The 22,422-nt window shown below is 71.5% G+C and carries 25 protein-coding genes and 1 riboswitch; of the genes, 8 read left to right on the top strand and 17 right to left on the bottom strand.

What is annotated here, in order from left to right:
* Positions 1-17 precede the first annotated feature (17 nt).
* On the bottom strand, positions 18-401 hold the full coding sequence (locus RIN46_RS01850; protein ID WP_309081424.1) for a hypothetical protein: 384 nt from the start codon (positions 399-401) through the stop codon (positions 18-20).
* Between the two features lie 93 nt (positions 402-494).
* Between RIN46_RS01850 and RIN46_RS01855 the strand changes: the two genes are divergently transcribed.
* A complete protein-coding gene (locus RIN46_RS01855) occupies positions 495-1,484 on the top strand; it encodes a helix-turn-helix domain-containing protein (RefSeq protein WP_309081423.1) in 990 nt (329 codons plus the stop codon).
* 68 nt (positions 1,485-1,552) lie between these two features.
* Here RIN46_RS01855 and RIN46_RS01860 read toward each other — a convergent pair whose 3' ends face one another.
* The 5 genes from RIN46_RS01860 to RIN46_RS01880 form a co-directional block, all read right to left on the bottom strand.
* Complete coding sequence (locus tag RIN46_RS01860) at positions 1,553-1,939, bottom strand: hypothetical protein (RefSeq protein WP_309081422.1); 387 nt, start codon at positions 1,937-1,939, stop codon at positions 1,553-1,555.
* 55 nt (positions 1,940-1,994) lie between these two features.
* Positions 1,995-3,017 (bottom strand): AlkA N-terminal domain-containing protein, encoded by a 1,023-nt coding sequence (locus RIN46_RS01865; protein ID WP_309081421.1) that lies wholly within the window; start codon positions 3,015-3,017, stop codon positions 1,995-1,997.
* 13 nt (positions 3,018-3,030) lie between these two features.
* The gene (locus tag RIN46_RS01870) at positions 3,031-3,693 is read right to left on the bottom strand and encodes an alpha-ketoglutarate-dependent dioxygenase AlkB (RefSeq protein ID WP_309081420.1); all 663 of its coding nucleotides are present in this window, start codon (positions 3,691-3,693) and stop codon (positions 3,031-3,033) included.
* Positions 3,693-4,319 carry a methylated-DNA--[protein]-cysteine S-methyltransferase gene (locus RIN46_RS01875; RefSeq protein WP_309081481.1) on the bottom strand — a complete coding sequence of 209 codons (627 nt, stop codon included), beginning with the start codon at positions 4,317-4,319 and terminating at the stop codon, positions 3,693-3,695. Before RIN46_RS01875 ends, RIN46_RS01870 begins: the two co-directional genes overlap by 1 nt.
* A gap of 62 nt (positions 4,320-4,381) precedes the next feature.
* Positions 4,382-4,897 carry an RNA polymerase sigma factor gene (locus RIN46_RS01880; protein ID WP_309081419.1) on the bottom strand — a complete coding sequence of 172 codons (516 nt, stop codon included), beginning with the start codon at positions 4,895-4,897 and terminating at the stop codon, positions 4,382-4,384.
* 163 nt (positions 4,898-5,060) lie between these two features.
* Between RIN46_RS01880 and RIN46_RS01885 the strand changes: the two genes are divergently transcribed.
* The gene (locus RIN46_RS01885; RefSeq protein WP_309081418.1) at positions 5,061-5,573 is read left to right on the top strand and encodes a lipopolysaccharide assembly protein LapA domain-containing protein; all 513 of its coding nucleotides are present in this window, start codon (positions 5,061-5,063) and stop codon (positions 5,571-5,573) included.
* A 223-nt stretch (positions 5,574-5,796) separates the two neighbouring features.
* Here the strand turns inward: RIN46_RS01885 and RIN46_RS01890 are convergent, their stop codons facing one another.
* Positions 5,797-6,408: a histidine phosphatase family protein gene (locus RIN46_RS01890; protein WP_309081417.1), complete on the bottom strand. Its 612-nt coding sequence runs from the start codon at positions 6,406-6,408 to the stop codon at positions 5,797-5,799.
* Positions 6,409-6,437: 29 nt separating this feature from the next.
* Positions 6,438-7,571: a DNA glycosylase AlkZ-like family protein gene (locus RIN46_RS01895; protein ID WP_309081416.1), complete on the bottom strand. Its 1,134-nt coding sequence runs from the start codon at positions 7,569-7,571 to the stop codon at positions 6,438-6,440.
* Between the two features lie 119 nt (positions 7,572-7,690).
* A riboswitch (SAM riboswitch) is annotated at positions 7,691-7,785 on the top strand.
* A gap of 113 nt (positions 7,786-7,898) precedes the next feature.
* Between RIN46_RS01895 and sfnG the strand changes: the two genes are divergently transcribed.
* The 3 genes from sfnG to RIN46_RS01910 are packed head-to-tail and all read left to right on the top strand — an operon-like array spanning position 7,899 to position 11,068.
* Positions 7,899-9,086, top strand: a complete 1,188-nt coding sequence (gene sfnG / locus RIN46_RS01900) for a dimethylsulfone monooxygenase SfnG (RefSeq protein WP_309081415.1) — start codon at positions 7,899-7,901, stop codon at positions 9,084-9,086.
* Positions 9,087-10,541 (top strand): O-acetylhomoserine aminocarboxypropyltransferase/cysteine synthase, encoded by a 1,455-nt coding sequence (locus RIN46_RS01905; protein ID WP_309081414.1) that lies wholly within the window; start codon positions 9,087-9,089, stop codon positions 10,539-10,541. It begins immediately after the preceding gene.
* Complete coding sequence (locus RIN46_RS01910) at positions 10,538-11,068, top strand: CoA-binding protein (protein ID WP_309081413.1); 531 nt, start codon at positions 10,538-10,540, stop codon at positions 11,066-11,068. The genes RIN46_RS01905 and RIN46_RS01910 overlap by 4 nt, the downstream gene beginning before the upstream one ends.
* Before the next feature lie 156 nt (positions 11,069-11,224).
* On the opposite strand, the gene RIN46_RS01915 is transcribed toward RIN46_RS01910, so the two are convergent.
* The 5 genes from RIN46_RS01915 to RIN46_RS01935 all read right to left on the bottom strand — a co-directional run bounded on the left by RIN46_RS01915 (position 11,225) and on the right by RIN46_RS01935 (position 15,522).
* Complete coding sequence (locus tag RIN46_RS01915) at positions 11,225-12,022, bottom strand: hypothetical protein (RefSeq protein ID WP_309081412.1); 798 nt, start codon at positions 12,020-12,022, stop codon at positions 11,225-11,227.
* Entirely contained in the window at positions 12,015-12,566 is a 552-nt protein-coding gene (locus tag RIN46_RS01920; RefSeq protein ID WP_309081411.1) for an RNA polymerase sigma factor, read from the bottom strand. The genes RIN46_RS01915 and RIN46_RS01920 overlap by 8 nt, the downstream gene beginning before the upstream one ends.
* A 266-nt stretch (positions 12,567-12,832) precedes the next feature.
* A complete protein-coding gene (locus RIN46_RS01925) occupies positions 12,833-13,612 on the bottom strand; it encodes a carbon-nitrogen hydrolase family protein (protein ID WP_309081410.1) in 780 nt (259 codons plus the stop codon).
* 39 nt (positions 13,613-13,651) lie between these two features.
* The gene (locus tag RIN46_RS01930; protein WP_309081409.1) at positions 13,652-14,236 is read right to left on the bottom strand and encodes a GNAT family N-acetyltransferase; all 585 of its coding nucleotides are present in this window, start codon (positions 14,234-14,236) and stop codon (positions 13,652-13,654) included.
* Positions 14,233-15,522, bottom strand: coding sequence for an adenylosuccinate synthase (locus RIN46_RS01935; protein ID WP_309081408.1), 1,290 nt, complete (start codon positions 15,520-15,522; stop codon positions 14,233-14,235). Before RIN46_RS01935 ends, RIN46_RS01930 begins: the two co-directional genes overlap by 4 nt.
* A gap of 317 nt (positions 15,523-15,839) precedes the next feature.
* Here RIN46_RS01935 and RIN46_RS01940 point away from each other — a divergent pair, with 317 nt between their 5' ends.
* Positions 15,840-16,610: an SDR family oxidoreductase gene (locus RIN46_RS01940; protein ID WP_309081407.1), complete on the top strand. Its 771-nt coding sequence runs from the start codon at positions 15,840-15,842 to the stop codon at positions 16,608-16,610.
* Between the two features lie 9 nt (positions 16,611-16,619).
* On the opposite strand, the gene bioB is transcribed toward RIN46_RS01940, so the two are convergent.
* Together bioB and kynU are read right to left on the bottom strand one after the other, a co-directional pair.
* Complete coding sequence (gene bioB, locus RIN46_RS01945; RefSeq protein ID WP_309081406.1) at positions 16,620-17,705, bottom strand: biotin synthase BioB; 1,086 nt, start codon at positions 17,703-17,705, stop codon at positions 16,620-16,622.
* Positions 17,706-17,849: 144 nt separating this feature from the next.
* Positions 17,850-19,127, bottom strand: a complete 1,278-nt coding sequence (gene kynU / locus RIN46_RS01950) for a kynureninase (protein ID WP_309081405.1) — start codon at positions 19,125-19,127, stop codon at positions 17,850-17,852.
* Positions 19,128-19,247: 120 nt separating this feature from the next.
* On the opposite strand from kynU, the gene RIN46_RS01955 reads away from it, so the two are divergent.
* Positions 19,248-19,745: an Lrp/AsnC family transcriptional regulator gene (locus RIN46_RS01955; RefSeq protein ID WP_309081404.1), complete on the top strand. Its 498-nt coding sequence runs from the start codon at positions 19,248-19,250 to the stop codon at positions 19,743-19,745.
* 16 nt (positions 19,746-19,761) lie between these two features.
* Positions 19,762-20,343 carry a TetR family transcriptional regulator gene (locus RIN46_RS01960; protein WP_309081403.1) on the top strand — a complete coding sequence of 194 codons (582 nt, stop codon included), beginning with the start codon at positions 19,762-19,764 and terminating at the stop codon, positions 20,341-20,343.
* A 79-nt stretch (positions 20,344-20,422) separates the two neighbouring features.
* On the opposite strand, the gene fdhA is transcribed toward RIN46_RS01960, so the two are convergent.
* Both fdhA and RIN46_RS01970 read right to left on the bottom strand, forming a co-directional pair.
* A complete protein-coding gene (gene fdhA, locus RIN46_RS01965; protein ID WP_309081402.1) occupies positions 20,423-21,640 on the bottom strand; it encodes a formaldehyde dehydrogenase, glutathione-independent in 1,218 nt (405 codons plus the stop codon).
* A 108-nt stretch (positions 21,641-21,748) separates the two neighbouring features.
* Positions 21,749-22,375, bottom strand: coding sequence for a thymidine kinase (locus RIN46_RS01970; RefSeq protein WP_309081401.1), 627 nt, complete (start codon positions 22,373-22,375; stop codon positions 21,749-21,751).
* Positions 22,376-22,422 lie beyond the last annotated feature (47 nt).

Genomic DNA, 22,422 nt, shown 5'->3' on the forward strand with positions numbered 1-22,422 from the left:
CGGTGGAGATCTGCGGATCACATGCGACCGCCGGTAGCCACCCACACCTTCCGAAGATTCTCCTCCTTGATCCGCAGGTACTCGCTCTCCTGCGCGGCGGCCCGCGCCCAGTTCACGCGGTAGAACTGGACCACGGCGCGCAGGATCCGGAGCACTCTGGAGCGTCGGGGCGCCTCCGTACCCGGTGAGTCTGGTCCGAGCGCGTCCGGGTCGGGTGAGTCCGGTCCGGACGCGTCCGGGCCAGTCCGGTGGTCCGTGGTGTCCTTGAAGGCCGCCGCGGGGTCCTGCGACGCAGGAGCGGACGCGAGTGCAGCGGGCTCGGCGAGGCCGCGCGGGGCACCGTGGTCGGAGGCCCGAGTCGTCGTTGCATGCCGTGGTCCGAGGGTGTGGTTCGTCGTCATGCACTCAGCGTCCGCGCGGCAGCCCACGGCCGCCACGATTCGGTCCACACCGAATCGTCGGGGTCTGCCCCGAGCGGGCCTACGCTGATCCACATGCACATCAGACTGACGGCGGAGGACCTGACCAGGATCCGCTTCGAGTCCTCGCCCCTGTGGGAGGCTGCCGCCAGCATCCGGGCGCTGCAGCGCCGGCCGGCCATCCACAGGCCCTGGATCGAGGCGACCCGTGCCGCACTGGAAGGCTCCTCCGAGCCGGACAAGGCGCGGCACCTGGACATCCTCACCACGCTGGTGCGTCCGCGCGGCTACATGGCCGACGCGCTGACGCCCACGCCGAGTCGGCAGGGGACCTTCGCCGACTCGCTGGCGGACGTCGCCGCCGTCGACCACGAGATCTGGCGGGAGAGCCTCGCGCACCTGCGCCGCTTCGAGCCGACGTCGCGGATCGTCGCGACCATCGACCTGTTGGAGCGGGACCTGGCGGCCGGCCTCGAGATGATCGTCGAGGCGCTGGCCTGGTACTGGGCGCTGGCGCTCGAACCCTGGTGGCCGCGCCTGCGCTCGCTCCAGCTCGAGGACATCGACTGGCGGCTGGCGCAGATCGCCCGCAACGGCATGGCCGAGGTCCTGAAGTCGCTCCATCCCAGCGTGGTCCCGACGCCCGACGGTCTCGACATCGTCCGCGACTGCGACGCGACCGGCCACCCGGATCCGGGCGCCGGGCTGATCCTGGTCCCCAATGCGTTCATCTGGCCGGAGACGCTGGTGCTGAACGTCGCGCCCTTCGTGCCGACGCTGACGTACGCACCGCGCGGCGTCGGGCGGCTGTGGGAGTCCGCGCCGTCGTGCCCGGACGCCCCGCTGGCCAAGCTCCTCGGCAGGACGCGCGCGCAGATCCTGGCCCAGCTCGACGTCCCCATGACGACGACGCAGCTCGCCTGCGCGCTGGACCTCGCCCCGGCGACCGTCAACACGCATCTGAAGGTGATGTCGGAGGGCGGCCTGGCCGAGTCCCTCCGCACCGGGCGCGAGGTCTTCTACCGTCGCGCCGACGTCGGGGAGAGCCTCCTCGCAGGGCGCTGAACCGGTCCGACCCGCCAGGGCGCCCGGCTACCGCCGGGGAGTGCCCCTGTTTCCGGGGCCATGCTCACTCATTCGGCGTCTCCGCCGCCCTCGGCTCGCGCCGTCGCTGCCCGTTCGAGTGCCTGCCGCCAGAAGCTCAGCCCCATGAGGTAGGCGATGACGAGCGTGAGTGCGCCCAGGAGGACGTTCCAGATTCCCGGGTCGCTGCCGGCGATGAAGGACGCGGCGATCGCGACGGCGGCCGGGAGCAGCAGCCCGTCCCCGGCCCGGAGGCCCGGCCCCGCGAACCGTTCCCGGATCCTCCGGTCGAGCAGGGGGATCCCCACGACGATGGCGAGGCCCAGAGCGACGACCACGAAGACGACGGGCTTCCCCAGTGTCGGCAGCAGCGCGATGGCCGCCATCGCCGCGGCGTAGCCGGAGCTGGACGCGTGCCGGTAAGTGGCAGGTGACATGTCTCCCCTTCGTCGAAGCGCGACCCACGGTACCGTACGCCGGATGCCCGGCACCTCAGTCCGGGCCGCCGGCCGGGTCGCGGTCCGCGTAGGCTTCCGCGGCCCAGAGGTGGAACAGGGCGTAGGACCTCCACGGACTCCACCGCTCGGCCTCGCGGGCGGCCTGGCGTGGCGTCAGGGGCCCGGCCCCCAGTGCCCTGGCCATGGCTCGGCGTGCCACGAGGTCCCCGGAGACGAAGACATCGGCATCGCCGAGCAGGCGGACGGCGAGGTAGTCGGCGGTCCACGGGCCGATACCGGGCAGCGCCAGCAGCGCGGCACGCCCTTCCTCGGGTGAGAGTACGGCGAGCCGGAAGCCCTCCGACCACGCCGCGACGACCCCGGCCAAGGTCCGGGCGCGGGCGCCGGTGATGCCGACCGCCTGCTGCAGCTCCGTCGCCTCGAGGCCGGCGTACCGTTCGGGTCCGGGGAACGGCACCAGCCCTGCACCGGCCATGGTGCGGCCCGCTCCATCCGGTCCACCGTGCCGCCGACGAGCGTGCCCAGCTGCGCCGGGCATGACGTCGAGGCGGGCTGCGGCGACGAACCGTCCGGCGAAGGTCCGGCAGGCGGCCAGCGACACCTGCTGGCCCAGCACGACCGTGACCACCGCCTCGAACTCGTCGACGCATCCGGTCACCCGCAGCCCAGGTCGTGCCTCGATCAGGGGCGCGAGCACGGGATCCCCTGCCAGCGCGCGGTGCGCCGGCTCCAGATCGACGTCGAGGCCGAACCAGCGCGTCACGAGCCCCCTCAGGGACCGCCGCATGCCGTCATTGAGCACCGGTCCGGCGTCGGGCCTCGCCGCCCGCCCTGGAACCTGCCAGCCTGCGGGTACGAACGCTGCGTCGATCACGATGTCGACCCCGACGTCCTCGATCAGCGCGAGCGTCACCGGGACCTGCCGCCCTCCAACGCGGATCCACCTCCGGTGCCGACGGGCCGTGACGTCCGTCGCGGAGACGCCGGGAACATCGTGGGCGGCCAGGACACGGGCCGCGATCACTGCGTCGAACGGGCCGCGGGCGGGAACTCTCATGCCGGACCGGGCCTCACGCGTCGAGCCCGGTCTCGCGCAGCGTGATGTTGATCCGCCCCTTCGGCAGGCCGCACCCGGCCGGGGCCGTGCCCGGGTGCATCCGGGTGACGCCGTGGAAGGCGAGCCGCGCCGGCCCGCCGAACACGAAGAGATCCCCGGAGGCGAGCAGGATGTCCTCGTAGGGCTTGTTCCGGTGCTCGGTGTTTCCGAACCGGAACGTGCAGGCATCCCCGATCGAGAACGAGACGACTGGTGCCGTGGACTTCTCGTCCTTGTCCTGGTGCATGCCCATCCGGGCCGAGCCGTCGTAGTAGTTCACCAGAGCGGCATCCGGGGTGTAGGAATCCGCCTCGAACGCGGTCTCGGCGAGCGCGAGTCTCCCGGCCCTCACCAGCCAGTCGGGGAAGGGGAGGACGCGGGCGCCGTTGACGTCCGAGGCCTCCCGCGTATAGCGGTAGGGCTGCCAGTGCCAGCCGAGGCAGACGGTCTTGACCGACATCTCGTGGCCGGCGACCCTCGCGCCGCGCGGGGGCACCGGGCCCTGCGACCACTCCCGGTAGCGCTCGACGATCCAACGCTGCTGCCGGGGCTCCAGCCACCCGGGCAGGTGATAGGCGCCGGGGGCGAGGCGACGCGGTTCCCGGGCGCCGAAGTCGGCGTCGAAGAGAGCCTCCATCAGCCGTCTCCCCGCGACCCCGGGACGGGGAGCGGTGCGGCGCCACGCTCGAGGTCCAACAGGGCGGCCTTGGCCGCGAATCCGCCGAGGTACCCGCCGAGCGAACCGTCGGTGCGCAGGACGCGGTGGCAGGGGACGACGACGGGCAGCGGATTGGTCGCGCAGGCGGTGCCGACGGCGCGGACGGCCTTGGGGTTCCCGACGAGCTCGGCCATCTCCCGGTACGTCATCGTCCGTCCGTAGCCGATGCCCGTCAGCTCCCGCTGGACGGCCTGGCGGAACCCGCTCGATAGCGAGAAGTCGAGCGGAACGTCGAACGCCTGCAGCCGACCGGCGAAGTAGGCGTCCAGTTCGCGCGCGGTCTCGTCGAGTCGTCGGCGGAGCGTTCCCGGCGCGGACCCGTGCGACGAGCCGCCGCTGCGGAGGATCCGTGGGCTGATCCTGGCGCTGAGGACGTCGAGGACGGCGTCATGGCCTTCCGACTCGAAGGCGACGCGGACGAGGCCGCGCTCCGTGGTGGCCACCAGCAGGCGCCCGACCGGGGAGTCGACGGTCCGGAAGGCGACGTCGATGAGCTCCGCCGCGCCGGCCTCGTGCTCGAGGCGTTCGCGCAGCTGGCGCAGCATCTCCTGTTCGATCGGGCTCGGCTCCCGGTCGTCCCGAGCCGGTCCGTGGTTGAGGGTGCTCTTCACAGCATGACCTTCCTGAGTTTCTTCATTCCGTCGGCCGCGGCCCGGCGGACGGCCTCGGGCGTGCCGCCGATCTCCGCCGCGACCTCGGCGTAGGGCAGCCCGGCCAGGTGGTGGTAGGCCACGGCGAGTCGCTGCCGTTCCGGCAGGGCGACGATCGCCTGCCAGAGGTCTCCTTGGGCGTCGAACGGCCCGGGCGCCGTGCCGTCCCGGGAGCCTGCGCTCTGGCCGCTCCGGACGTCGTCGAGGTCTGCTCCGTTGCCGGCTGGCAGCGCCCTGCGGCCTGCGGCGCGATAGAGGTCGATGGCCTTCCGGTGGGCGATGCGCACCAGCCAGGCCTCCACGTTCGCGTCCGCCGGGAGGTCCGGGTACGCCCGGAGCGCCGAGAGGAACGTCTCCGACCAGGCGTCGTCGGCGTCGTGGGGTCCGAGCGCGGCGCGGCAGACGCGCAGCACCGTCACCCCGTGGCGCTCCACGATGCTCTCGAACGGCGGCTTGGCCGCGCTGTGCTTCACCTGACTCACAATCTGTAGACGCCCGGCCCGGCCGAAACGTGAGCCGGTCCCTGGGAAATTTCCGCCGACAAGCTCTCGGAGCCCGCCGGTGCATGGCCGTTCGCGGCTTTGACGTGTAGTTTCATGACAACAGGAAGCCTCGTCACCGCCAGGAGGACGTTCGATGCGCAATCAGGATCCCACCACACCCGACGCCGGCGCCACGCCGACCGGCTCCGGTGCCCACGACCTCGGCCGCGAGACGGCCGACAGGATGGAGCCCGAGGCGACGAACACGCAGGCCGAGGTGGCCGGCGTCGTGCGCGAGCCCCGGAACGAGCCGACGTCCACCGAGGTCGCAGCCGACCGGCGGAACGCCGAGAAACAGCCCAACGACGACGCCGGAGCGGAGCGCGACGAGGAGTACCGCGACCGGATGACGACGACGCGCTCCGGCGCGGTGTGGGCGGCGACGATCTTCTCGCTGGTCATCCTCGTGCTGTTGATCATCTTCATCGCGCAGAACCAGGAGACCACCACCCTGCGGTACTTCGCGTGGGAGGGAACCGTGAACGTCGGCCTGACGGTGCTCGCCGCAGCCGTGGCCGGAGGCATCATCGTGTCGCTGGCGGGCGCGGCGCGGATCATCGCGCTCAAGGCCCAGCGGCGCCGTCAGCGTCGGCAGTCCCGCAGCTGATCGGGCCGTCCCACCCGCGCCGAAAGCCGGAGCAGATCCCCGGAACCGCTGTCCGCAGGCACCGTTGTCCACAGGCCGGGAGCACTTCTAGCTCGCGTTCAGGTTGGACGACTAATGTTCTGGTGTCGCTTGAAATACAGCGGCAAGAGGGCGGCTACCCGAGTTTCCCCCCAACGATCCGGGTAGTCGCCTTCTTCATGCCCGCCCGGCGTTCGGGTCCGCGTCAGGAGGCCGGCTGCTGCTCGGTCTCCCCGGTCGGCTGAGGGGTCTCCCGACGGGTGCTCTCGACGAACTCCGCCAGGCGCGCGGCGTCGATCTCCACCGCGACGCCGTTGGGGATCCGCGGCGTCTTCTGGTCCAGGATCCGGTTGGCCGTGAGCCGGATCAGGGTCCCGTGCGCGACCACCACGACGTTGCCGTCCGGGTAGTGCCCCGCGATCCGGGCCAGCGCGGCGGCCCCACGCTCCGCCACCTGCTCCTCCGGCTCGGCGGTCACGATGAGGCGCTGGCGCTCGTGATCGTCCAGCTCGGCGCCCACGAGGCCCTCGAGCTCGCCGTACGCGCGCTCCACCAGATCGTCGTCCTGGTCGCCCACCTCGACCCCGAGCACCTCGGCGATGAGCTCGGCGGACTCGACGGCCCGGCCCAGTGGGGACGTCGCCACGATCTCCCACGTGAAGCCCTCCTCCGCCGCACGGCGTGCGAGCGCCTCGCCGGCCTCCCGGGCCTGCGCCTTGCCGGTCTCGTTGAGGGGGATGTCGACCTGCCCCTGCAGCCGTCCCGCGGCGTTCCAATCCGTCTCGCCGTGCCGTACCATCACCAAACGCTTTGCCATGCGCCAAGACTAACCGGCGCCGGAGGGCGTTACGGCAACACCAGCTCGCCGCCGAGTTGCCGCGCCAGGTGGGTGCCGGCCCGCCGGGCCGCGGCCTTGAAGCTCCGGTTGGTCACCCCGCGCTCGGGGTAGAGCCGGTGCAGCAGCAGGTCCCGTCCCACCCGCTGGGCGTCCACGCGGCCGACGAAGCGGTCGCCGTCCAGCACGGACATGACGTACGCGCCGTAGGTGCGCTTCGCCGCCGGGACATAGGCCTCGAACAGGTACTCGTACCCGAAGACCCGGGCCGCCCGCCGCCGATTCCGCAGCAAGTTGTCGAACGGGCCGATGAGCCGGCTCCCGCGTGCCTGCGTGACCGGCACCTCGGTCAGGTCCGGGTCCGGCAGCGCATAGCCGGGCTCCCCCCAGCCCTCGATATCCAGGACGACGGCGCCGGCGGCCTCCAGGCCATCCCGCACCTCGTCGGCGGTGAGGCGGTAGTGGCGGCGCAGGTCGGCGATCGTCGCGACGCCCAGCGCCCGCAGCGCCGACGCGATCAGGCCGGCGCAGACGTCGTCGTACGACGGCCTGGCCTCGAGCAGGTGCGTCGGGACGCGGCGCTCCGGCAGGTCGAAGACCCGCTTGATGCCGCGGCGGCGCGTGCAGACCAGCTCGCCGGACCACAGCATGAACTCGGCGGCGCGCTGCCGGGCGCTCCAACTCCAGTTGCCGCCGCGCTCCGCCCCGGTCTCGAGGTCGCCGATCGTCGCGCCGTCCTCCGCCTCCGCCGCGATCCGGAGGACCTCCCGGCGGGGTCCGGCCAGGCCGTCCGCGAACTCCTCGGCGTGCCGGTCGCGGAACCACTGCCGCGAACGCTCGAACAGGGGCCAGTCCTCGATCGGGAACACGCAGGCGACGTCGGTGAACGTCTCGAAGGAGACGGCCTCCCCCTCGGACCAGAGGGCGTCGTCGTACTGCTCGGCGCGGCGGCGCGCCGGCAGGCGGGCCGCGCACGAGAGCCGGTGCGCCTTGTCCACCCGGCTGATCCCGTCCAGCTGCAGGAGCCGCTCGTTCCGCAGGACGTCGAGGGCGTCGCGCGCCCCGGGGGCGAAGTGGGCGTTGACGACGGCGCGGCGCGCCTCCGCGGCTGAGAGTGCTCCGGTTCCGGCCGAGTCGATGCTCATGCCCCCAGCCTACGGACGTGCACCCGCGCCGGTGGCCTGACGGGGCGCGGACACCGCGGGTGAAACTCGCGTACACATTCCTTGCCGATCCGTCCGGGGCACCCCAGACTGGGAGGCGCACACCATCCCGAGCGGCTGAGAGATCTGGCTCAACGACGCCGCAGCAACCACCCGGATTCCTCCGGAAAGGTGCTACCGCCAGAAACGATGGAGAATGCGTCAGCATTTCGATCCACCGCAGGCCGGCCTACCCGCCTGCCCGCCGTGGACCGCCGTTGTTCCGGGAGCCCCACCACGCGCACGCGCGCCAGCACGTCAGGAGCCTCGATGACCACCACCGTCAGTCCGATCGCCGACCTCGAAACGCCGCTGAAGTTCGCCTACTGGGTCCCCAACGTCTCCGGCGGGCTGGTGGTCTCCACCATCGAGCAGCGCACGAGCTGGGACTTCGACTACAACAAGAAGCTCGCGCGCATCGCCGAGCGCGCCGGCTTCGAGTACGCGCTGACCCAGACGCGCTACGCCGCCAGCTACGGCGCCGACAAGCAGCACGAGGCCACCAGCTTCTCCCTGGCGCTGCTCGGCGCCACCGAGCGGCTCAACGTCATCTCGGCCGTCCACCCGGGCATGTGGCACCCCGGCGTGCTCGCGAAGTTCATCATCACCGCAGACCACATCTCCGGCGGTCGCTCCGCCGTGAACATCGTCTCCGGCTGGCTGAAGGACGAGTTCACCAAGTTCGGCCTGCCGTGGCTCGAGCACGACGCCCGGTACGACCGCACGCAGGAGTTCATCGACATCCTCCGCGGCCTCTGGACGGAGACCGGCTTCTCCTACAGCGGCGACTACTACGACATCGACGAGTTCACGCTCAATCCACCGCCCCTGGACATCCCGGGCCGGGCTCACCCGGAGATCTTCTTCGGCGGCAACTCGACGGCGGCCCAGTTCGCCGCCGGCAAGACCGCCGACTGGTACTTCTCCAACGGCCGCTCCCTGGAGGGCTTCCAGGAGAACATCGCCGGCGTCGTGAAGTCCGCCGCGGCGGGCCGCCGGGCCCCGAACCCGCCGAAGTTCGGCCTCAACGGCTTCGTCATCGCCCGCGACACCGAGGCCGAGGCCACCGAGACACTCCGCGAGATCATCGCCAAGGCGCACCGTCCGGCCGTCGAGGGCTTCGCCGAGGCCGTCAAGGAGGCCGGCCAGGCCACCCGGGACGGCAAGGGCATGTGGGAGGACTCGACGTTCGAGGACATGGTCCAGTACAACGACGGTTTCCGCTCGAAGCTGATCGGCACCCCGGAGCAGATCGCGGAGCGGATCATCGAGTTCAAGAAGATCGGTGTGAACCTCATGCTGACCTGCTACCTGCACTTCCAGGAGGAGGTCGAGGCGTTCGGCCGCGATATCCTGCCGATCGTGCGCGAGCTCGAGGCCGACCTGGCCCGCCGGAACGGCACCGAGCTGAACACCGACCTCCTGCCCAGCACCGACCTCGAAGGGGCCCTCGCCTAGATGACAGACCACCAGTTCGGGTTCCGCACGCGCGCCCTCCACGCCGGCGGCACCCCCGACGCCGAGCACGGAGCCCGTGCCGTGCCGATCTACCAGTCCACGAGCTTCGTCTTCAAGGACACGGACGACGCCGCCAACCTGTTCGCGCTGCAGAAGTACGGGAACATCTACTCGCGCATCGGCAACCCCACGGTCGCGGCGTTCGAGGAGCGGATGGCGTCGCTGGAGGGCGGGATCGGGGCGGTCGCGACGGCGTCGGGCATGTCCGCCGAGTTCGTCACGTTCGCCGCACTCGCCCAGGCGGGCGACCACATCGTGGCGTCCTCGAAGCTCTACGGCGGCACCATCACCCAGCTGGACGTGAGCCTGCGCCGCTTCGGGATCGACACCACGTTCGTGGACTCCACCGAGGCGGACGACTTCGAGGCGGCGATCCAGGAGAACACCAAGGCGCTCTACACCGAGGTCGTGGCGAACCCCTCCGGCGACGTCGTGGACCTCGAGGGCCTCGCCGCGGTGGCCCGCCGCCACGGCGTTCCCCTGGTGGTCGACTCGACGCTCACGCCCCCGTACCTGCTACGCCCGATCGAGCACGGCGCGGACCTCGTCATCCACTCGGCCACCAAGTTCATCGGAGGCCACGGCACCACGCTCGGCGGCGTGGTGGTCGAGGCCGGCACGTTCGACTGGGGCAACGGCAAGTTCCCCACCATGACGGATCCGGTCCCGAGCTACGGCAACGTCTCCTGGTGGGGCAATTTCGGCGAGTACGGCTTCCTGACCAAGCTCCGCTCCGAGCAGCTGCGCGACTTCGGGCCGTCGCTGCCGGCCCAGTCCGCGTTCCAGCTGCTGCAGGGCGTGGAGACCCTGGCCCAGCGCGTGGAGAACCACGTGGCCAACGCCGAGCGGGTCGCCGCCTGGCTCGAGGCCGACCCGCGGGTGACCTACGTGAACTACGCCGGACTCGAGTCCCATCCCCAGCACGAGCGCGCCCGGGAGCTGTTCCCGCGCGGCGTGGGCTCGGTCTTCAGCTTCGGCGTCAGGGGCGGACGGAAGGCCGGCGAGCGCTTCATCGAGGCTCTGCAGCTCGCCTCCCACCTGGCTAATATCGGCGACGCGCGCACCCTGGTGCTGCACCCGGCGTCGACCACGCACCAGCAGCTCACCCCGGAGCAGCTCCTGGCCGGCGGCGTGCCGGAGGACCTCATCCGGCTCTCCGTGGGCATCGAGGACGTCGAAGATATCCTCTGGGACCTGGACCAGGCCCTGGAGGCCTCCCAGCGGGAGGCCGCGACGGCGTCGGGCCCCGCACCCGGGCACGCTGAGCCGACGTACGACGGCGCCGCGTGCGCCGTCCCGTCCGCCGGTGCCGCTCCATCCAGCACCGCACCCTCCACCAGCGCGCTGGCCACCGACGCGCCGTCCACCACAGAGCAGATCGGAGCCGCCCAGTGAGCGCCCCGGGAACCACCGCAGCGTCCACCGCCGTCTCGGCACCGGCCCGTTCCTGGCAGGGCCCGAGCGCGGGCGAGCGCCTGCGCATCCTCGGGGAGACGACGTCGATCGCGATCGTCGGCGCCTCCAACAAGCCCTCGCGGGCGAGCTACTTCGTGGCGACCTACCTACTCTCCTCCACCCGGTACCGCGTGTACTTCGTGAACCCCGTGGTGGACGAGATCCTGGGCCAGCCGGTCTACGCGTCGCTGGCCGACCTCCCCGAGTCGCCCGACCTGGTGGAGGTCTTCCGCAAGCACGACGACCTGCCGGGCGTGCTGGAGGAGGCGAAGGCCGTGGGGGCGAAGACCCTGTGGCTGCAGCTCGGCTCGTGGCACGAGGAGGTCGCGCGGGATGCCGAGGCCGCCGGGCTGAACGTGGTGATGGACCGCTGCGTGAAGATCGAGCACGCGCGGTTCCACGGTGGGCTGCACCTGGCCGGGTTCGACACCGGCGTGATCAGCTCCAAGCGCCAGATCCTGGCCTGACGGCTGGCTGCGGCCCAGGCGGGCCGCAGCCAGCCGTCCCGCGGTACGCGTCGTCGGCGCACCGCCGGCAGGGCAGTCATCGTCGGAACGGGCGACGCCGGGACACGCGTTGTCGGGACACGCATTGTCGGGACACGCGTCGCCCGCGAGGGGAGGCTACTTCCCGTTCTGCTTCGTTCCCTTGCTCTGGGTGCCCTTGCTCTGGGTGGCCGCGCTCTTGGACGTCTTCTCCGCCGTCTTCCGGACCTGCTCCTCGGCCTTGGCGCCGGCCCGCTCCGCCGTCCGGGCGGCCTTGTCCTCGGCCCGGGAGGCCTGTTCCGCGGCGCGCTCGCGGACGCGCTCGGCCTTCTCGGCCTGCTGCGCGGCCCGACGCTCGGCGCGCTCCGCCCGGTCGGAGGCCGGTGTCGGCCCCGCCGCGGGCGTGCTCGAGCCCGGTCCCCCGGCGTCCGACGATCCGTCCGCACCCTCGGAGGCGTCGTTTCCGGAGGCCTCGCCCTCGGTCACGCCGCTCTCCGGCGCCGCGGAGGACTTCACCATCGGGAGGTCGAGCGGCTCGCTCTCCACCTGCGGCGACACGTGGACCACCAGGCTGATCTCGGGCGCCTGCGGCGGCTCGGGTTCGGCAGCCGCCGTGCCGGCGATCCCGGCCGCACCCAGCGCGATGACTGCGAGTCCCGCGGTGAACCCGCCGCCCCGACGACGACGGCGCGCCTCCCCCAGGTCGACGACCTCCGGCCCCCGCTGGATCCCCTCAAGGGGCACCTCGCCGGAGAGCAGGCCGGCCAGCAGGCCCGCGGGGGCCGGCGGCTGGGTCTTCGCGGCCGCGGCGAGCTCGGCGATCTCCTCGCGCACATCGCCGATGCCCTGGAGTTCCGCCTCGGTGAGAGCCTCGCGCAGGAACGCGTCGGCGCGCTGATGGTCGTCGGGGCCCGGTGTCGGCATCGATTCACGCATGCTCGCCCGCCTCCTCCAGGGACTTGCGCATCGCCAGCAGGCCGCGGCGCTGGAGCTGCTTCACGGCGCCCGCGGACTTGCCGAGGATCTCGGCCGTCTCGTCGACGCTCATGCCCGCGACCACGCGGAGGAGGATGCAGTCGCGCTGGTCGGCGGCGATCGAGTCGAGGACCCGGTTCAGATGGCTCGACTCGAGCTGGTCCAGCAGCGCGTCCTGCGGCGACTGCTCCAGGCGGGGGTCCGCTCCGGCGTCGTACTCCACCACGTGGGGCGCGCGCGCCCGGGCACGGGTGGCGTCGACCATGCGTGCGTGCGCCACGGAGAAGGTGAACCTGCGCAGTCCATCGACTCCGCCGGTCACTTCGGCAAGACGGGAGAACACCGTGAGGAAGACCTCCTGCGCTGCGCCGTCCGGATCCTCGACGCCCTTGGCGGTGAGATAACCGGTGACTTGGCCTGCCAGCGACTGGTAGATGAGGGTGAGGGCTGCGGACTCGCCGCGCCGGGCCTGCTCGAGCACGTCGTGCGTCAGCGTTGCGGCCATCTCACCCCCCGATCAGTTCCGAGACTTCCGTGTCGGAACTATATCAGCGGGGACGAAGAAGGAGCCGGACCGAAAATCGTTGGGGGGAAACTCTCGGCCCGGCTCCACAGACGTAATCGCGCGGTTCGGCCCGGAGGTTACGGTGGAGACGAACTTTTCTGAGAATTTTCTGTCGCGGCCCGAGATCCGCATGATTCCGGGGTTTCGGACGTCCGGCGGCTTGAGCCGACCTTGAGACTGACGTCCGAGAGCGTCCGCCGGGCGGCTCAGAGCCGACGGTTGGCGAGCACGGGGAGGAACTCGCGCACCTCGTCGATCCGCTTGCGGTTCACGTCCACGGTGACCAGCCCCTCGGGCTCGTCGTCGAGGTAGTCGACGGGGATGCCGAGCGGGTCCAGCACCGCCGAGTGCCCGACCGTGTTGGCGGAGCTGGTTCCGGCCGCCGCGATCCAGACGGTGTTCTCCACGGCCCGGGCCTTCAGCAGGGTCTCCCAGTGCTCGATCTTGTGGTCGCCCTTGAACCAGGCCGCGGCGACCAGGAGGAGCTCGGCCCCCTCGACGGCGAGCCGGCGCGCCATCTCGGGGAAGCGGATGTCGTAGCAGGTCATGACGCCGACCTTGAGGCCGCCCAGCTCGACGACGCCGAGCTCGCTGGTCTCCCCGGGCTTGATCCGGCTGGACTCCTGGTAGCTGAACGCGTCGTAGAGGTGGACCTTGCGGTACGTCTTGACGATGCGGCCGGTCTCGTCGACCGCCACGAGCGTGTTGTACGGACGCTCCTCGCCGCTGGACTCGTAGCCGCCGGCGACGATCGCGATCGACTCCTCGGCCGCGAGGAGGCTCAGTTGCTGGACGAACGTGCTCCAATCCCGCTCGACCGCCGTGCGGAGGTCCCCCTCGACGTGGCGGACGGTGAACATGGTCTCCTCCGGCAGGAGGATCAGCTGGGCGCCCTCTTCCTTGGCCCGCCGCGTCAGCCGGCGGACCGTCTGCAGGTTCTCCTGCAGATCGCCTGACGGGTTGAGCTGCCCGACACTGACTCTCATCGCTGCCTCCTGAGGCGAAACCGGCCTGATGCGTCCACCCTACTCACCGCCGGGCGCCGACGCACGGGGTGCCGTGTCGACGACGTAGGCGCCGGCGTCGGCCGCCGCGGGAGCGCGCCGGAACCCGACCCGCTCGTAGAGCCGGACGGCCGCCTCGTTCTCCGCCTCGACGCTGAGGCTTACGCGGGCGATCCCCCGCACCGCGGCCTCGTCGATCGCGACCCGCAGCAGCCGCTCCCCCAGGCCGGCACCGCGATAGCCGGACCGCACGCAGAGGCTGAGCTCCGGGACGCCGTCCGCGATGTACCCGTAGCCGGGATCGCCCGCGTCGAGGAACAGGAGCCACACCAGGCCGGCGGCGCGGCCGTCGATCTCGGCCACGAACCCGAAGTCGCCCCGGGCCGGCGCCAGCGCGCAGTAGTGGCGGAACTCGGGCGCCTCGTCGATCCGGCGGAACGTGAACGCCTCGCCGCCGCGCCAGTTCATGTTCGCGTGCGTGGCCTGGCGGGCCAGCTCGCCGTCCGCTGCGGTCATCGGGCGGATGACCACGCGGCCGGGATCGCCCCCGGACGCCGCGCCGCCCGCCGGGACGGCGTCGTCGGACGGCACCCCCAGCCCGCTCACCCCTCGATCAGGTCGTGGCGCACGATCGTCTGCTCGCGGTCCGGACCGACGCCGATCGCGGAGATCCGCGTCCCGGACATCGCCTCGAGCGCCAGCACGTAGTTCCGCGCGTTCTCGGGGAGGTCCTCGAGCGTGCGGGCTCCGGTGATGTCCTCGGTCCAACCGTCGAAGTACTCGAAGATCGGCTCCGCGTGGTGGAACTCGGTCTGCGTCATCGGCATCTCGTCGTGGCGCACGCCGTCGACGTCGTAGGCCACGCACACCGGGATCCGGTCGAGCCCGGTGAGCACGTCCAGCTTCGTCACGAAGTAGTCCGTGAAGCCGTTGACGCGCGACGCGTGGCGGGCCAGCACGGCGTCGTACCAGCCGCACCGGCGCGGGCGCCCGGTGTTCACGCCGAACTCGCCGCCGGTCTTCTGCAGGTAGACGCCCATCTCGTCGAAGAGCTCCGTGGGGAACGGGCCGGCGCCGACGCGCGTGGTGTAGGCCTTGATGATGCCGACGGACCGGTCGATCCGGGTGGGGCCGATGCCCGAGCCCACGGACGCGCCCCCGGCGGTCGGGTTGGAGCTCGTCACGAACGGGTAGGTGCCGTGGTCGACGTCGAGGAACGTCGCCTGGCCGCCCTCCATGAGCACCACCTTGCCCGCGTCGAGGGCGTTGTTCAGCTCCAGGGTGGCGTCGATCATCAGCGGGCGCAGGCGCTCGGCGAAGGACAGGAAGTACTCGACGATCTCCTCGGCCTCGACGCTGCGGCGGTTGTAGACCTTGAGCAGGAGCTCGTTCTTCTGCCGCAGCGAGCCCTCCACCTTCTGGCGGAGGATCGACTCGTCGAAGACGTCCTGGACGCGGATGCCCAGGCGCCCGATCTTGTCCATGTAGGCGGGGCCGATGCCGCGGCCGGTGGTGCCGATGGCGCGCTTGCCGAGGAAGCGCTCCGTGACCTTGTCCATGGTCTGGTGGTACGGCGCCACCAGGTGCGCGTTGGCGGAGACGCGGAGCTTGGAGGTGTCCGCGCCGCGGGCCTCCAGGCCGTCGATCTCCTCGAACAGGGCCTCGAGGTTCACCACGCAGCCGTTGCCGATGATCGGGACGGCGTTCGGCGAGAGGATGCCGGCGGGAAGGAGCTTGAGCTCGTACTTCTCGCCGCCGACGACGACGGTGTGGCCGGCGTTGTTGCCGCCGTTGGGCTTGACCACGTAGTCGACGCGGCCGCCGAGCAGGTCAGTCGCCTTGCCCTTGCCCTCGTCGCCCCACTGGGCCCCTACGATCACGATTGCTGGCATGGGATCCTCCCCCTTGCTTGGGTCAGCGTCCGGTCCTTGGCTGCGCCGTCCGCCGGTGGGCGGGCGGCGCGGAACCGGGTTCCGGCTTCGACCGGACACACGAAAGCCCCTGGTCTCCCACCGGCGATAGTCCTCGTCGAGATCCGCATCGGTTCCACGATCCGGGCACGCCAGTTGTAAGAGTCAGGGGCTCTTACAACCTGAGTTTACCGGTCGGCCGGGGTTTCCGCGAGCTTCCGGTACCAGTACGTCCGTATACTTCGAGAAATTGTGCCGTTCCACGGCACCGCCCGCTCGCCCATCGAATCGAGGGAACCGTGCCGTACACGCTCGTCACCGGCGGCGGCCGGGGCATCGGCGCCGCGGTCTGCCGCCGGCTCGCCCGCGACGGGCACGACGTCGCCCTCGACTACGTGCACGACGGCGAGGCGGCCGAACGCGTGGCCGCCGACGTCCGCGCCCTGGGGCGCACCGCCGTCGTACTGCGGGCCGATGTGGCGGATCCCGGCCAGGTCGAGCGGCTCTTCGCCGAGGCCGGTGCCGCCGGCACGCTGACCGGCCTGGTCAACAACGCCGGGGCCGCGACCGCCGTCGGCCCCCTGGCGGGGCTGGAGCCGGAGGCCATCCGGCGGGATCTCGAGGTCAACCTCTACGGCGCCGTCCTCTGCGCCCGCGAGGCCGTGCGGGCCTTCACCGCGGACGGGAGGACTCGTCCCGGCGCCACGGGATCCGCCGGGGCGGTCCCTCGAGAGCGCGGCTGCATCGTCAACCTCTCCTCGGCCGCGGCGCAGCTCGGCGGCCCCGGGACGTACGTGCACTACGCCGCGGCGAAGGCCGGGGTCGAGGCGCTCACCGTGGGCCTCGCCAAGGAGGTCGGCCCACTGGGGATCCGCGTCAACGCGGTCTCGCCGGGGACGGTCTGGACCGACTTCCACGCGGACCCCCGGCGCCCGGCGCGCATGGGCGAGACGGTCCCGCTGGGCCGCGCCGGCGAGCCGGACGAGATCGCGGGCGCGGTCTCCTGGATGCTCTCGGCCGACGCGGCCTACGCCAACGGCAGCATCCTGAAGGTCGCCGGCGGGCTGTAGCGGGGCGGTTCAGGCGTTGGGCGCGGCCGCGGTCCCGGCGCCGCGTCGGCGCAGGGCTGGCCTGTCGACGCCCGCTGCGGCGGGGGCCGCCGGCTGCTCGGCACGGCCGAGCACGCGGAAGCCGGCGTCGGCGATCATCTCCAGGTCCGCCTCGGCGGCCTGCCCCTCGCTGGTCAGGTAGTCGCCGAGGAAGATCGAGTTCGCGACCTCGAGGGCGACCGACTGCAGCGAGCGCAGGTGCAGTTCGCGGCCCCCGGCGATCCGGACCTCGCGGTCCGGGCAGGCCAGGCGCACCATCGCCAGGATCCGCAGGCACTTCAGCGGGGTCAGTTCCCAGGTCCCCTCCAGCGGCGTGCCCTCGAAGGGCATAAGGAAGTTGACGGGCACGGAGTCCGCGTCGAGGGCGCGCAGGGCGAACGCGGCCTCGACGAGCTGCTCGTCGCTCTCGCCCAGGCCGACGATCAGACCCGAGCACGGGGACAGGCCGGCGGCCTTGGACGCCTCGACGGTCGCGACGCGGTCGGCGTAGGTGTGCGTGGTGCAGATGTCCTCGTACTGGGACTCGGCGGTGTTGAGGTTGTGGTTGTACGCGTCGGCGCCGGCGGCCGCGAGCTTGCTCGCGTGCCGCTCCTTGAGCAGCCCCAGGCAGGCGCAGACCTCCACGCCGGGGTTCTCCTCCTTGACGCGCCCGATCATGTCGGCGACGCGGACCACGTCGCGGTCGGTGGGGCCGCGGCCGGAGGCCACGAGGCAGACGCGCGAGGCCCCGCCGCGCACGCCCAGGCCGGCCTGCGCGGCGGCGTCCTCCGTGGAGAGCCACTTGTACTTGAGGATCTGCGCCTCGGAGCCCAGCCGCTGGGAGCAGTAGGTGCAGTCCTCCGGGCAGAGCCCGGACTTGAGGTTCACGAGGTAGTTCACCTTGACGGTGTCGCCGAAGTGCCTCCGGCGCAGGCGGCCGGCCTCCGCGACGAGCGCGAGCGTCTGCGCGTCCGGCGTCGCGAGGACGGCGAGCGCCTCCTCCGCGGTCAGCGCGTGTCCCGCCTCGATGCGGTCCACGAGGCCCGCGGCCTCCGCCGCCTCGACCACTAGCTCCATTGCCGTGCCCCTTCTCTTGAACAGTGTTCAATTCGTGGGTTCACGGTACACCACGAGGGGGCCGGCGCAAGGCGCCGACCCCCTCGGTCCGGTCGTGTGACGGCTCGGGGACGTCCGTGGGCCCGCCCGGGACGGCCCTGGGCGTCAGGTGACCGCGTTGCGCCGCCGGTGCTCGGGCGCGTCCCAGGCGCGGGTGTCGAGGATGTCGCGCAGATGCTCGACGGCGTCCCACACGTCGGCGTAGGACGTGTAGAGCGGGGTGAAGCCGAAGCGCATGGCACCCGGCTCCCGGTAGTCGCCGATGACGCCGCGCTCGATCAGCGCACTGACCACGGCGTAGGCCTCCGGGTGGGCGACGCTCACATGGCTGCCGCGCTCGACATGCGCCCGGGGCGTGATGATCTCCAGCCCATGGTCCGCGCAGCGCTCCTCGATCAGCTCCATGAAGAGGTCCGTCAGCGCGAGCGACTTGGTGCGCAGCACCGCCGGGTCCGCCTCGAGCGAGAGGTCGAGCCCGCATTCGAGCGTCGCCAGCGAGATGACCGGCTGGGTCCCGCACAGGAAGCGCCCGGCGCCCTCGTCGGGCTCGTAGCCGTCGGTCATCGCGAACGGCCGGGCGTGGGACCACCAGCCGGACAGGGGCTGCCAGAAGCGGTTCTGGTGGCGCCGGTTCACCCAGATGAAGGCGGGTGAGCCGGGGCCGCCGTTGAGGTACTTGTAGGTGCAGCCGACCGCATAGTCGGCGTCGGCCGCGTTCAACGCCACGGGGACCGCGCCCGCCGCATGGGCGAGGTCCCAGATCACCAACGCCCCGGCGTCGTGGATCCGTGACGTCACGGACGCCATGTCCCACATGGCACCGGTGCGGTAGTTGACGTGGGAGAGGGAGACGACGGCGACGTCGTCGCCCAGGGCGTCCTCCAGGCTCAGCTCGTCGTCGATGAGCCGGACCTCGTAGCCGCCCTCGACCGAGTTGAGCAGGTCGGCCAGCCCCTCGGCGATGTAGATGTCGGTGGGGAAGTTGTCCCGCTCGGTGACGATCACGCGGCGGCCGGGCGCGTCCTGCTGCTGGATCCGCACGGCGGAGGCGAGGGCCTTGAAGAGGTTCAGGGTGGTGGTGTCGGTGACGACGCACTCCCCATCGGCACCGCCGATGATCCGGGCGAGCTTGTCGCCGAGCCGGCGCGGCAGATCGAACCAGCCGGCGGTGTTCCACGAGCGGATCAGCCCCTGGGCCCACTCGAGCTCGACGACCTCGGCGGCACGGGCGGCGGCGCCGCGCGGGCTCGGCCCGAGGGAGTTGCCGTCCAGGTACACGACGCCGTCGGGCAGGACGAAGCGGGACCGGAACCCGGCGAGCGGGTCGACGGCGTCTCGGTCGAGGCAGCGCTGCCGGTCGCGGACGGTGGACGACGGGACCATGGGAACCTCTCGGACGTGCTGGGGGCCTGGAAGGGCTCGGTAATCACCACCGAGCGTAGAATCGATGGCAAGTCGCGGCCAGTCCATCCGAAGATCTGCGCAGAGAAGGGGGGAAATACCATGCTGAGTTCACGGAGCGTGGAGAACTACCATCCCCCGCGGAATCCGGTTCGACTCGACGAGACGGACCTGACGATCCTCCGCGAACTGGCCCGCGACGCCCGCCTGGCCAACAACGTCCTGGCCTCCCGCGCAGGCGTCGCCCCGTCGACCTGCCTCGGCCGGGTCCGGGCGCTGCAGGCGGCGGGCGTCATCCGCGGCTACCACGCCGACGTCGACCCGCAGGCGCTGGGGCTGCAGGTCCGCGCGATCATCTCCGTGGTCCTCCGGCCCGAGATGCGGGACCGCATGCTGCCGGCAGCGCGGCAGCTGCGCCGCCGCCCCGAGGTCACCGACGTCTTCGTCCTGGGCGGGACGGTGGACCTGCACGTGCATGTCCTGTGCCCCACGGTCGAGGCCCTGCGCGACTTCATGGCCGCCCACCTGGGCGCCAATCCCGTCTTCGCGTCCACGCAGACGGCGCTGGTCTTCGAGCAGATCCGCGACGACGACGATTGATCCCTAGACTGAGCGTATGGCGCTGACTCAGGAGACTGTGGTGGAGACGGCCGTCGGGCTCCTGCGCCGGTTCGGACTGGGGGACTTGTCGATGCGTCGGCTCGCCCGCGAGCTGGAGGTCCAGGTCGGCGCCCTCTACTGGCACGTCAAGAACAAGCAGGAGCTGCTCGTCGAGGTGGCGGCCGCCATTCTCGGCGCCCCCGCCCTCGCGGCCGGGCCGGACGGACCGGAGCGGTCGGCTGGAGGGAGCCCGTCGGACGGGTCGGGCGATCGGCTCGACGCGCGCGGGAGGATCCTCCACCTCGCGGCGACGCTGCACACGACCTTGCTGCCGGTGCCGGACAGCCCCGAGGTCGTCAACGTCGCGCGAGTGCTCGCTCCCGGACGGCTCGAGCCGCTGACGCGGCTGACCGAACTCCTCGAGACCGCCGGCCTCGACCGCGCCGGCGCCGTCAGCGCCCAGGCGATGATCGTCAACCACGTGCTCGGGTCGGTCGCCGAGGCGCAGAACCGGGCCGACTTCGACGTGCCCGGCAGCGACGCACCCGACTTCCGGTGGGCGCTCGAACGAGCCCTCGACGGGCTGCTGCACCCTTGACGACGACGGCCGGCCGGGACGCGTCGTCGTCCCGGCCGGCCGCTGGCGGCATCGCCGTGCGATGCCTGCCCCACCGACGCTAGTTGCGCGTGATCATGCCGTGCGGGTCCAGCACGAACTTCTGCGCGGCGCCCTCGTCGAACGCGGCGTAGCCCTGGGGCGCGTCGTCGAGGGAGATCGGCGTGGCGTTGACGTTCTTCGCGATGCTCACCTTGTCCGAGAGGATGGCCTGCATCAGGCCGCGGTGGTACTTCATGACCGGGCACTGGCCGGTGACGAAGGTGTGGGACTTCGCGAAGCCGAGGCCGAAGCGCATCGAGAGGGAGCCCTCCTTGGCCGCCTCGTCGCTCGCTCCGGGGTCGCCCGTGACGTAGAGGCCGGGAATGCCGAGGCTGCCGCCGGCGCGGGTGATCTCCATCAGCGAGTTCAGGACGGTCGCCGGCTGCTCCTTGCCGGCGTCGTGCCCGTGGCCGCGCGCCTCGAAGCCGACGGCGTCGATGCCGCAGTCGACCTCGGGGGTGCCCAGGATCTGCGCGATCTGCTCGCCCGGGTCCCCGAGGGAGACGTCCACGGTCTCGCAGCCGAAGCTGCGCGCCTGGGCGAGGCGGTCGGCGTTGAGATCGCCCACGATCACGGTGGCCGCGCCCAGCAGCAGGGCGGACGTGGCTGCGGCGATCCCGACCGGGCCCGCGCCGGCAACGTAGACGGTCGAGCCCACGGTGACGCCGGCGCCGACGGCGCCGTGGAAGCCGGTGGGGAAGATGTCGGAGAGCATCGTCAGGTCCAGGATCTTCTCCAGGGCCTGGTCGCGGTCCGGGAACTTCAGCAGGTTCCAGTCGGCGTAGGGCACCAGCACGTACTCGGCCTGGCCGCCGACCCAGCCGCCCATGTCCACGTAGCCGTAGGCGGAGCCGGGGCGGTCCGGGTTCACGTTGAGGCAGATGCCGGTCTGGCGCTCCTTGCAGTTGCGGCAGCGTCCGCAGGAGATGTTGAACGGGACGGAGACGACGTCGCCGACCTTGATGAACTCCACGTCCCGGCCGACCTCGACGACCTCGCCGGTGATCTCGTGGCCCAGCACCAGACCCTCGGGGGCCGTGGTCCGGCCGCGCACCATGTGCTGGTCCGAGCCGCAGATGTTGGTGGCGATCGTCTTGAGGATGACGCCGTGGTGCACCTTCCGACCCACGTTGGCCGGGTTGACGCCGGGTCCGTCCTTGAGTTCGAACTCCGGATACGGAGTGTCGATGACCTCGACCTTGCCGGGGCCTGCGTAGCTGACTGCCTTGTTACCCATTTTTCGAGCCGCCCATCTCTGAAATATCAGTCGCCTATTAGTGTGGCTTCAGCCAGTTTGATGATCTCGGTGGGTCCGTGTCAATGGGTACGGGCGAACTCGTGGGGGCTATCCGCCGAGACGTCCTCCGGAGGCCTCCAGGTAGCAGGTGGCGCACAGGGACTCGTACTGGACGTCCTCGCCGTCGATCGCCACCTGGTCGCCGTCGAACACGTACCCACTGCCGATCCGGCGGGTGTTGAAGACGGCCTTACGGCCGCAGCTGCAGATGGTCTTCAGCTCCTCCAGACTGTGGGCGAGCTCCATGAGCCGCGCCGCGCCGGGGAACGCCTCCGTGCGGAAGTCGGTGCGGATGCCGTACGCGAGGACGGGTACGCCGTCGAGCACGGCGATGCGCAGCAGGTCGTCCACCTGGGGGCGGGAGAGGAACTGCGCCTCGTCGATGAGGAGGCAGGCCACGGGTTCGACGTCGACGTGCTCGAGCAGTGCGTCCGGGTCGTCACCGGAGGCGTAGCGGCGGAAGACGGCGCGGGCGTCGTCGTCGGGCGCGATGGTGAAGTCGACCTCGCGGGCGACGCCGAGGCGGGAGACGATCATGGCGTCGCCCTTCGTGTCGATCGCCGGCTTGGCCAGCAGGACCCGCTGCCCGCGCTCCTCGTAGTTGAAGGCCGCCTGCAGCAGGCCCGTGGACTTTCCGGAGTTCATGGCTCCGTAGCGGAAGTACAGCTTGGCCACTGGGCGGGATTCCTTTCGACAGGCGGGGCGGGGGATCATCGGGGAGA

Source organism: Zhihengliuella sp. (assembly GCF_031178195.1).
GTDB lineage: Bacteria > Actinomycetota > Actinomycetes > Actinomycetales > Micrococcaceae > Zhihengliuella.

Bases quoted from the DNA above. Each gene is read 5' to 3' on its own strand.
- RIN46_RS01955 (WP_309081404.1), top strand. From the start codon at position 19,248: ATGCTGAGTTCACGGAGCGTGGAGAACTACCATCCCCCGCGGAATCCG.
- bioB (WP_309081406.1), bottom strand. From the start codon at position 17,705: ATGGAGCTAGTGGTCGAGGCGGCGGAGGCCGCGGGCCTCGTGGACCGC.
- sfnG (WP_309081415.1), top strand. From the start codon at position 7,899: ATGACCACCACCGTCAGTCCGATCGCCGACCTCGAAACGCCGCTGAAG.
- RIN46_RS01875 (WP_309081481.1), bottom strand. From the start codon at position 4,319: ATGCTGCGCCAGCTGCGCGAACGCCTCGAGCACGAGGCCGGCGCGGCG.
- RIN46_RS01865 (WP_309081421.1), bottom strand. From the start codon at position 3,017: ATGAGAGTTCCCGCCCGCGGCCCGTTCGACGCAGTGATCGCGGCCCGT.
- RIN46_RS01870 (WP_309081420.1), bottom strand. From the start codon at position 3,693: ATGGAGGCTCTCTTCGACGCCGACTTCGGCGCCCGGGAACCGCGTCGC.
- RIN46_RS01860 (WP_309081422.1), bottom strand. From the start codon at position 1,939: ATGTCACCTGCCACTTACCGGCACGCGTCCAGCTCCGGCTACGCCGCG.
- RIN46_RS01890 (WP_309081417.1), bottom strand. From the start codon at position 6,408: ATGGCAAAGCGTTTGGTGATGGTACGGCACGGCGAGACGGATTGGAAC.
- RIN46_RS01960 (WP_309081403.1), top strand. From the start codon at position 19,762: ATGGCGCTGACTCAGGAGACTGTGGTGGAGACGGCCGTCGGGCTCCTG.
- RIN46_RS01885 (WP_309081418.1), top strand. From the start codon at position 5,061: ATGCGCAATCAGGATCCCACCACACCCGACGCCGGCGCCACGCCGACC.
- kynU (WP_309081405.1), bottom strand. From the start codon at position 19,127: ATGGTCCCGTCGTCCACCGTCCGCGACCGGCAGCGCTGCCTCGACCGA.
- RIN46_RS01855 (WP_309081423.1), top strand. From the start codon at position 495: ATGCACATCAGACTGACGGCGGAGGACCTGACCAGGATCCGCTTCGAG.
- RIN46_RS01850 (WP_309081424.1), bottom strand. From the start codon at position 401: ATGACGACGAACCACACCCTCGGACCACGGCATGCAACGACGACTCGG.
- RIN46_RS01920 (WP_309081411.1), bottom strand. From the start codon at position 12,566: ATGGCCGCAACGCTGACGCACGACGTGCTCGAGCAGGCCCGGCGCGGC.
- RIN46_RS01925 (WP_309081410.1), bottom strand. From the start codon at position 13,612: ATGAGAGTCAGTGTCGGGCAGCTCAACCCGTCAGGCGATCTGCAGGAG.
- RIN46_RS01915 (WP_309081412.1), bottom strand. From the start codon at position 12,022: ATGCGTGAATCGATGCCGACACCGGGCCCCGACGACCATCAGCGCGCC.
- fdhA (WP_309081402.1), bottom strand. From the start codon at position 21,640: ATGGGTAACAAGGCAGTCAGCTACGCAGGCCCCGGCAAGGTCGAGGTC.
- RIN46_RS01895 (WP_309081416.1), bottom strand. From the start codon at position 7,571: ATGAGCATCGACTCGGCCGGAACCGGAGCACTCTCAGCCGCGGAGGCG.
- RIN46_RS01935 (WP_309081408.1), bottom strand. From the start codon at position 15,522: ATGCCAGCAATCGTGATCGTAGGGGCCCAGTGGGGCGACGAGGGCAAG.
- RIN46_RS01905 (WP_309081414.1), top strand. From the start codon at position 9,087: ATGACAGACCACCAGTTCGGGTTCCGCACGCGCGCCCTCCACGCCGGC.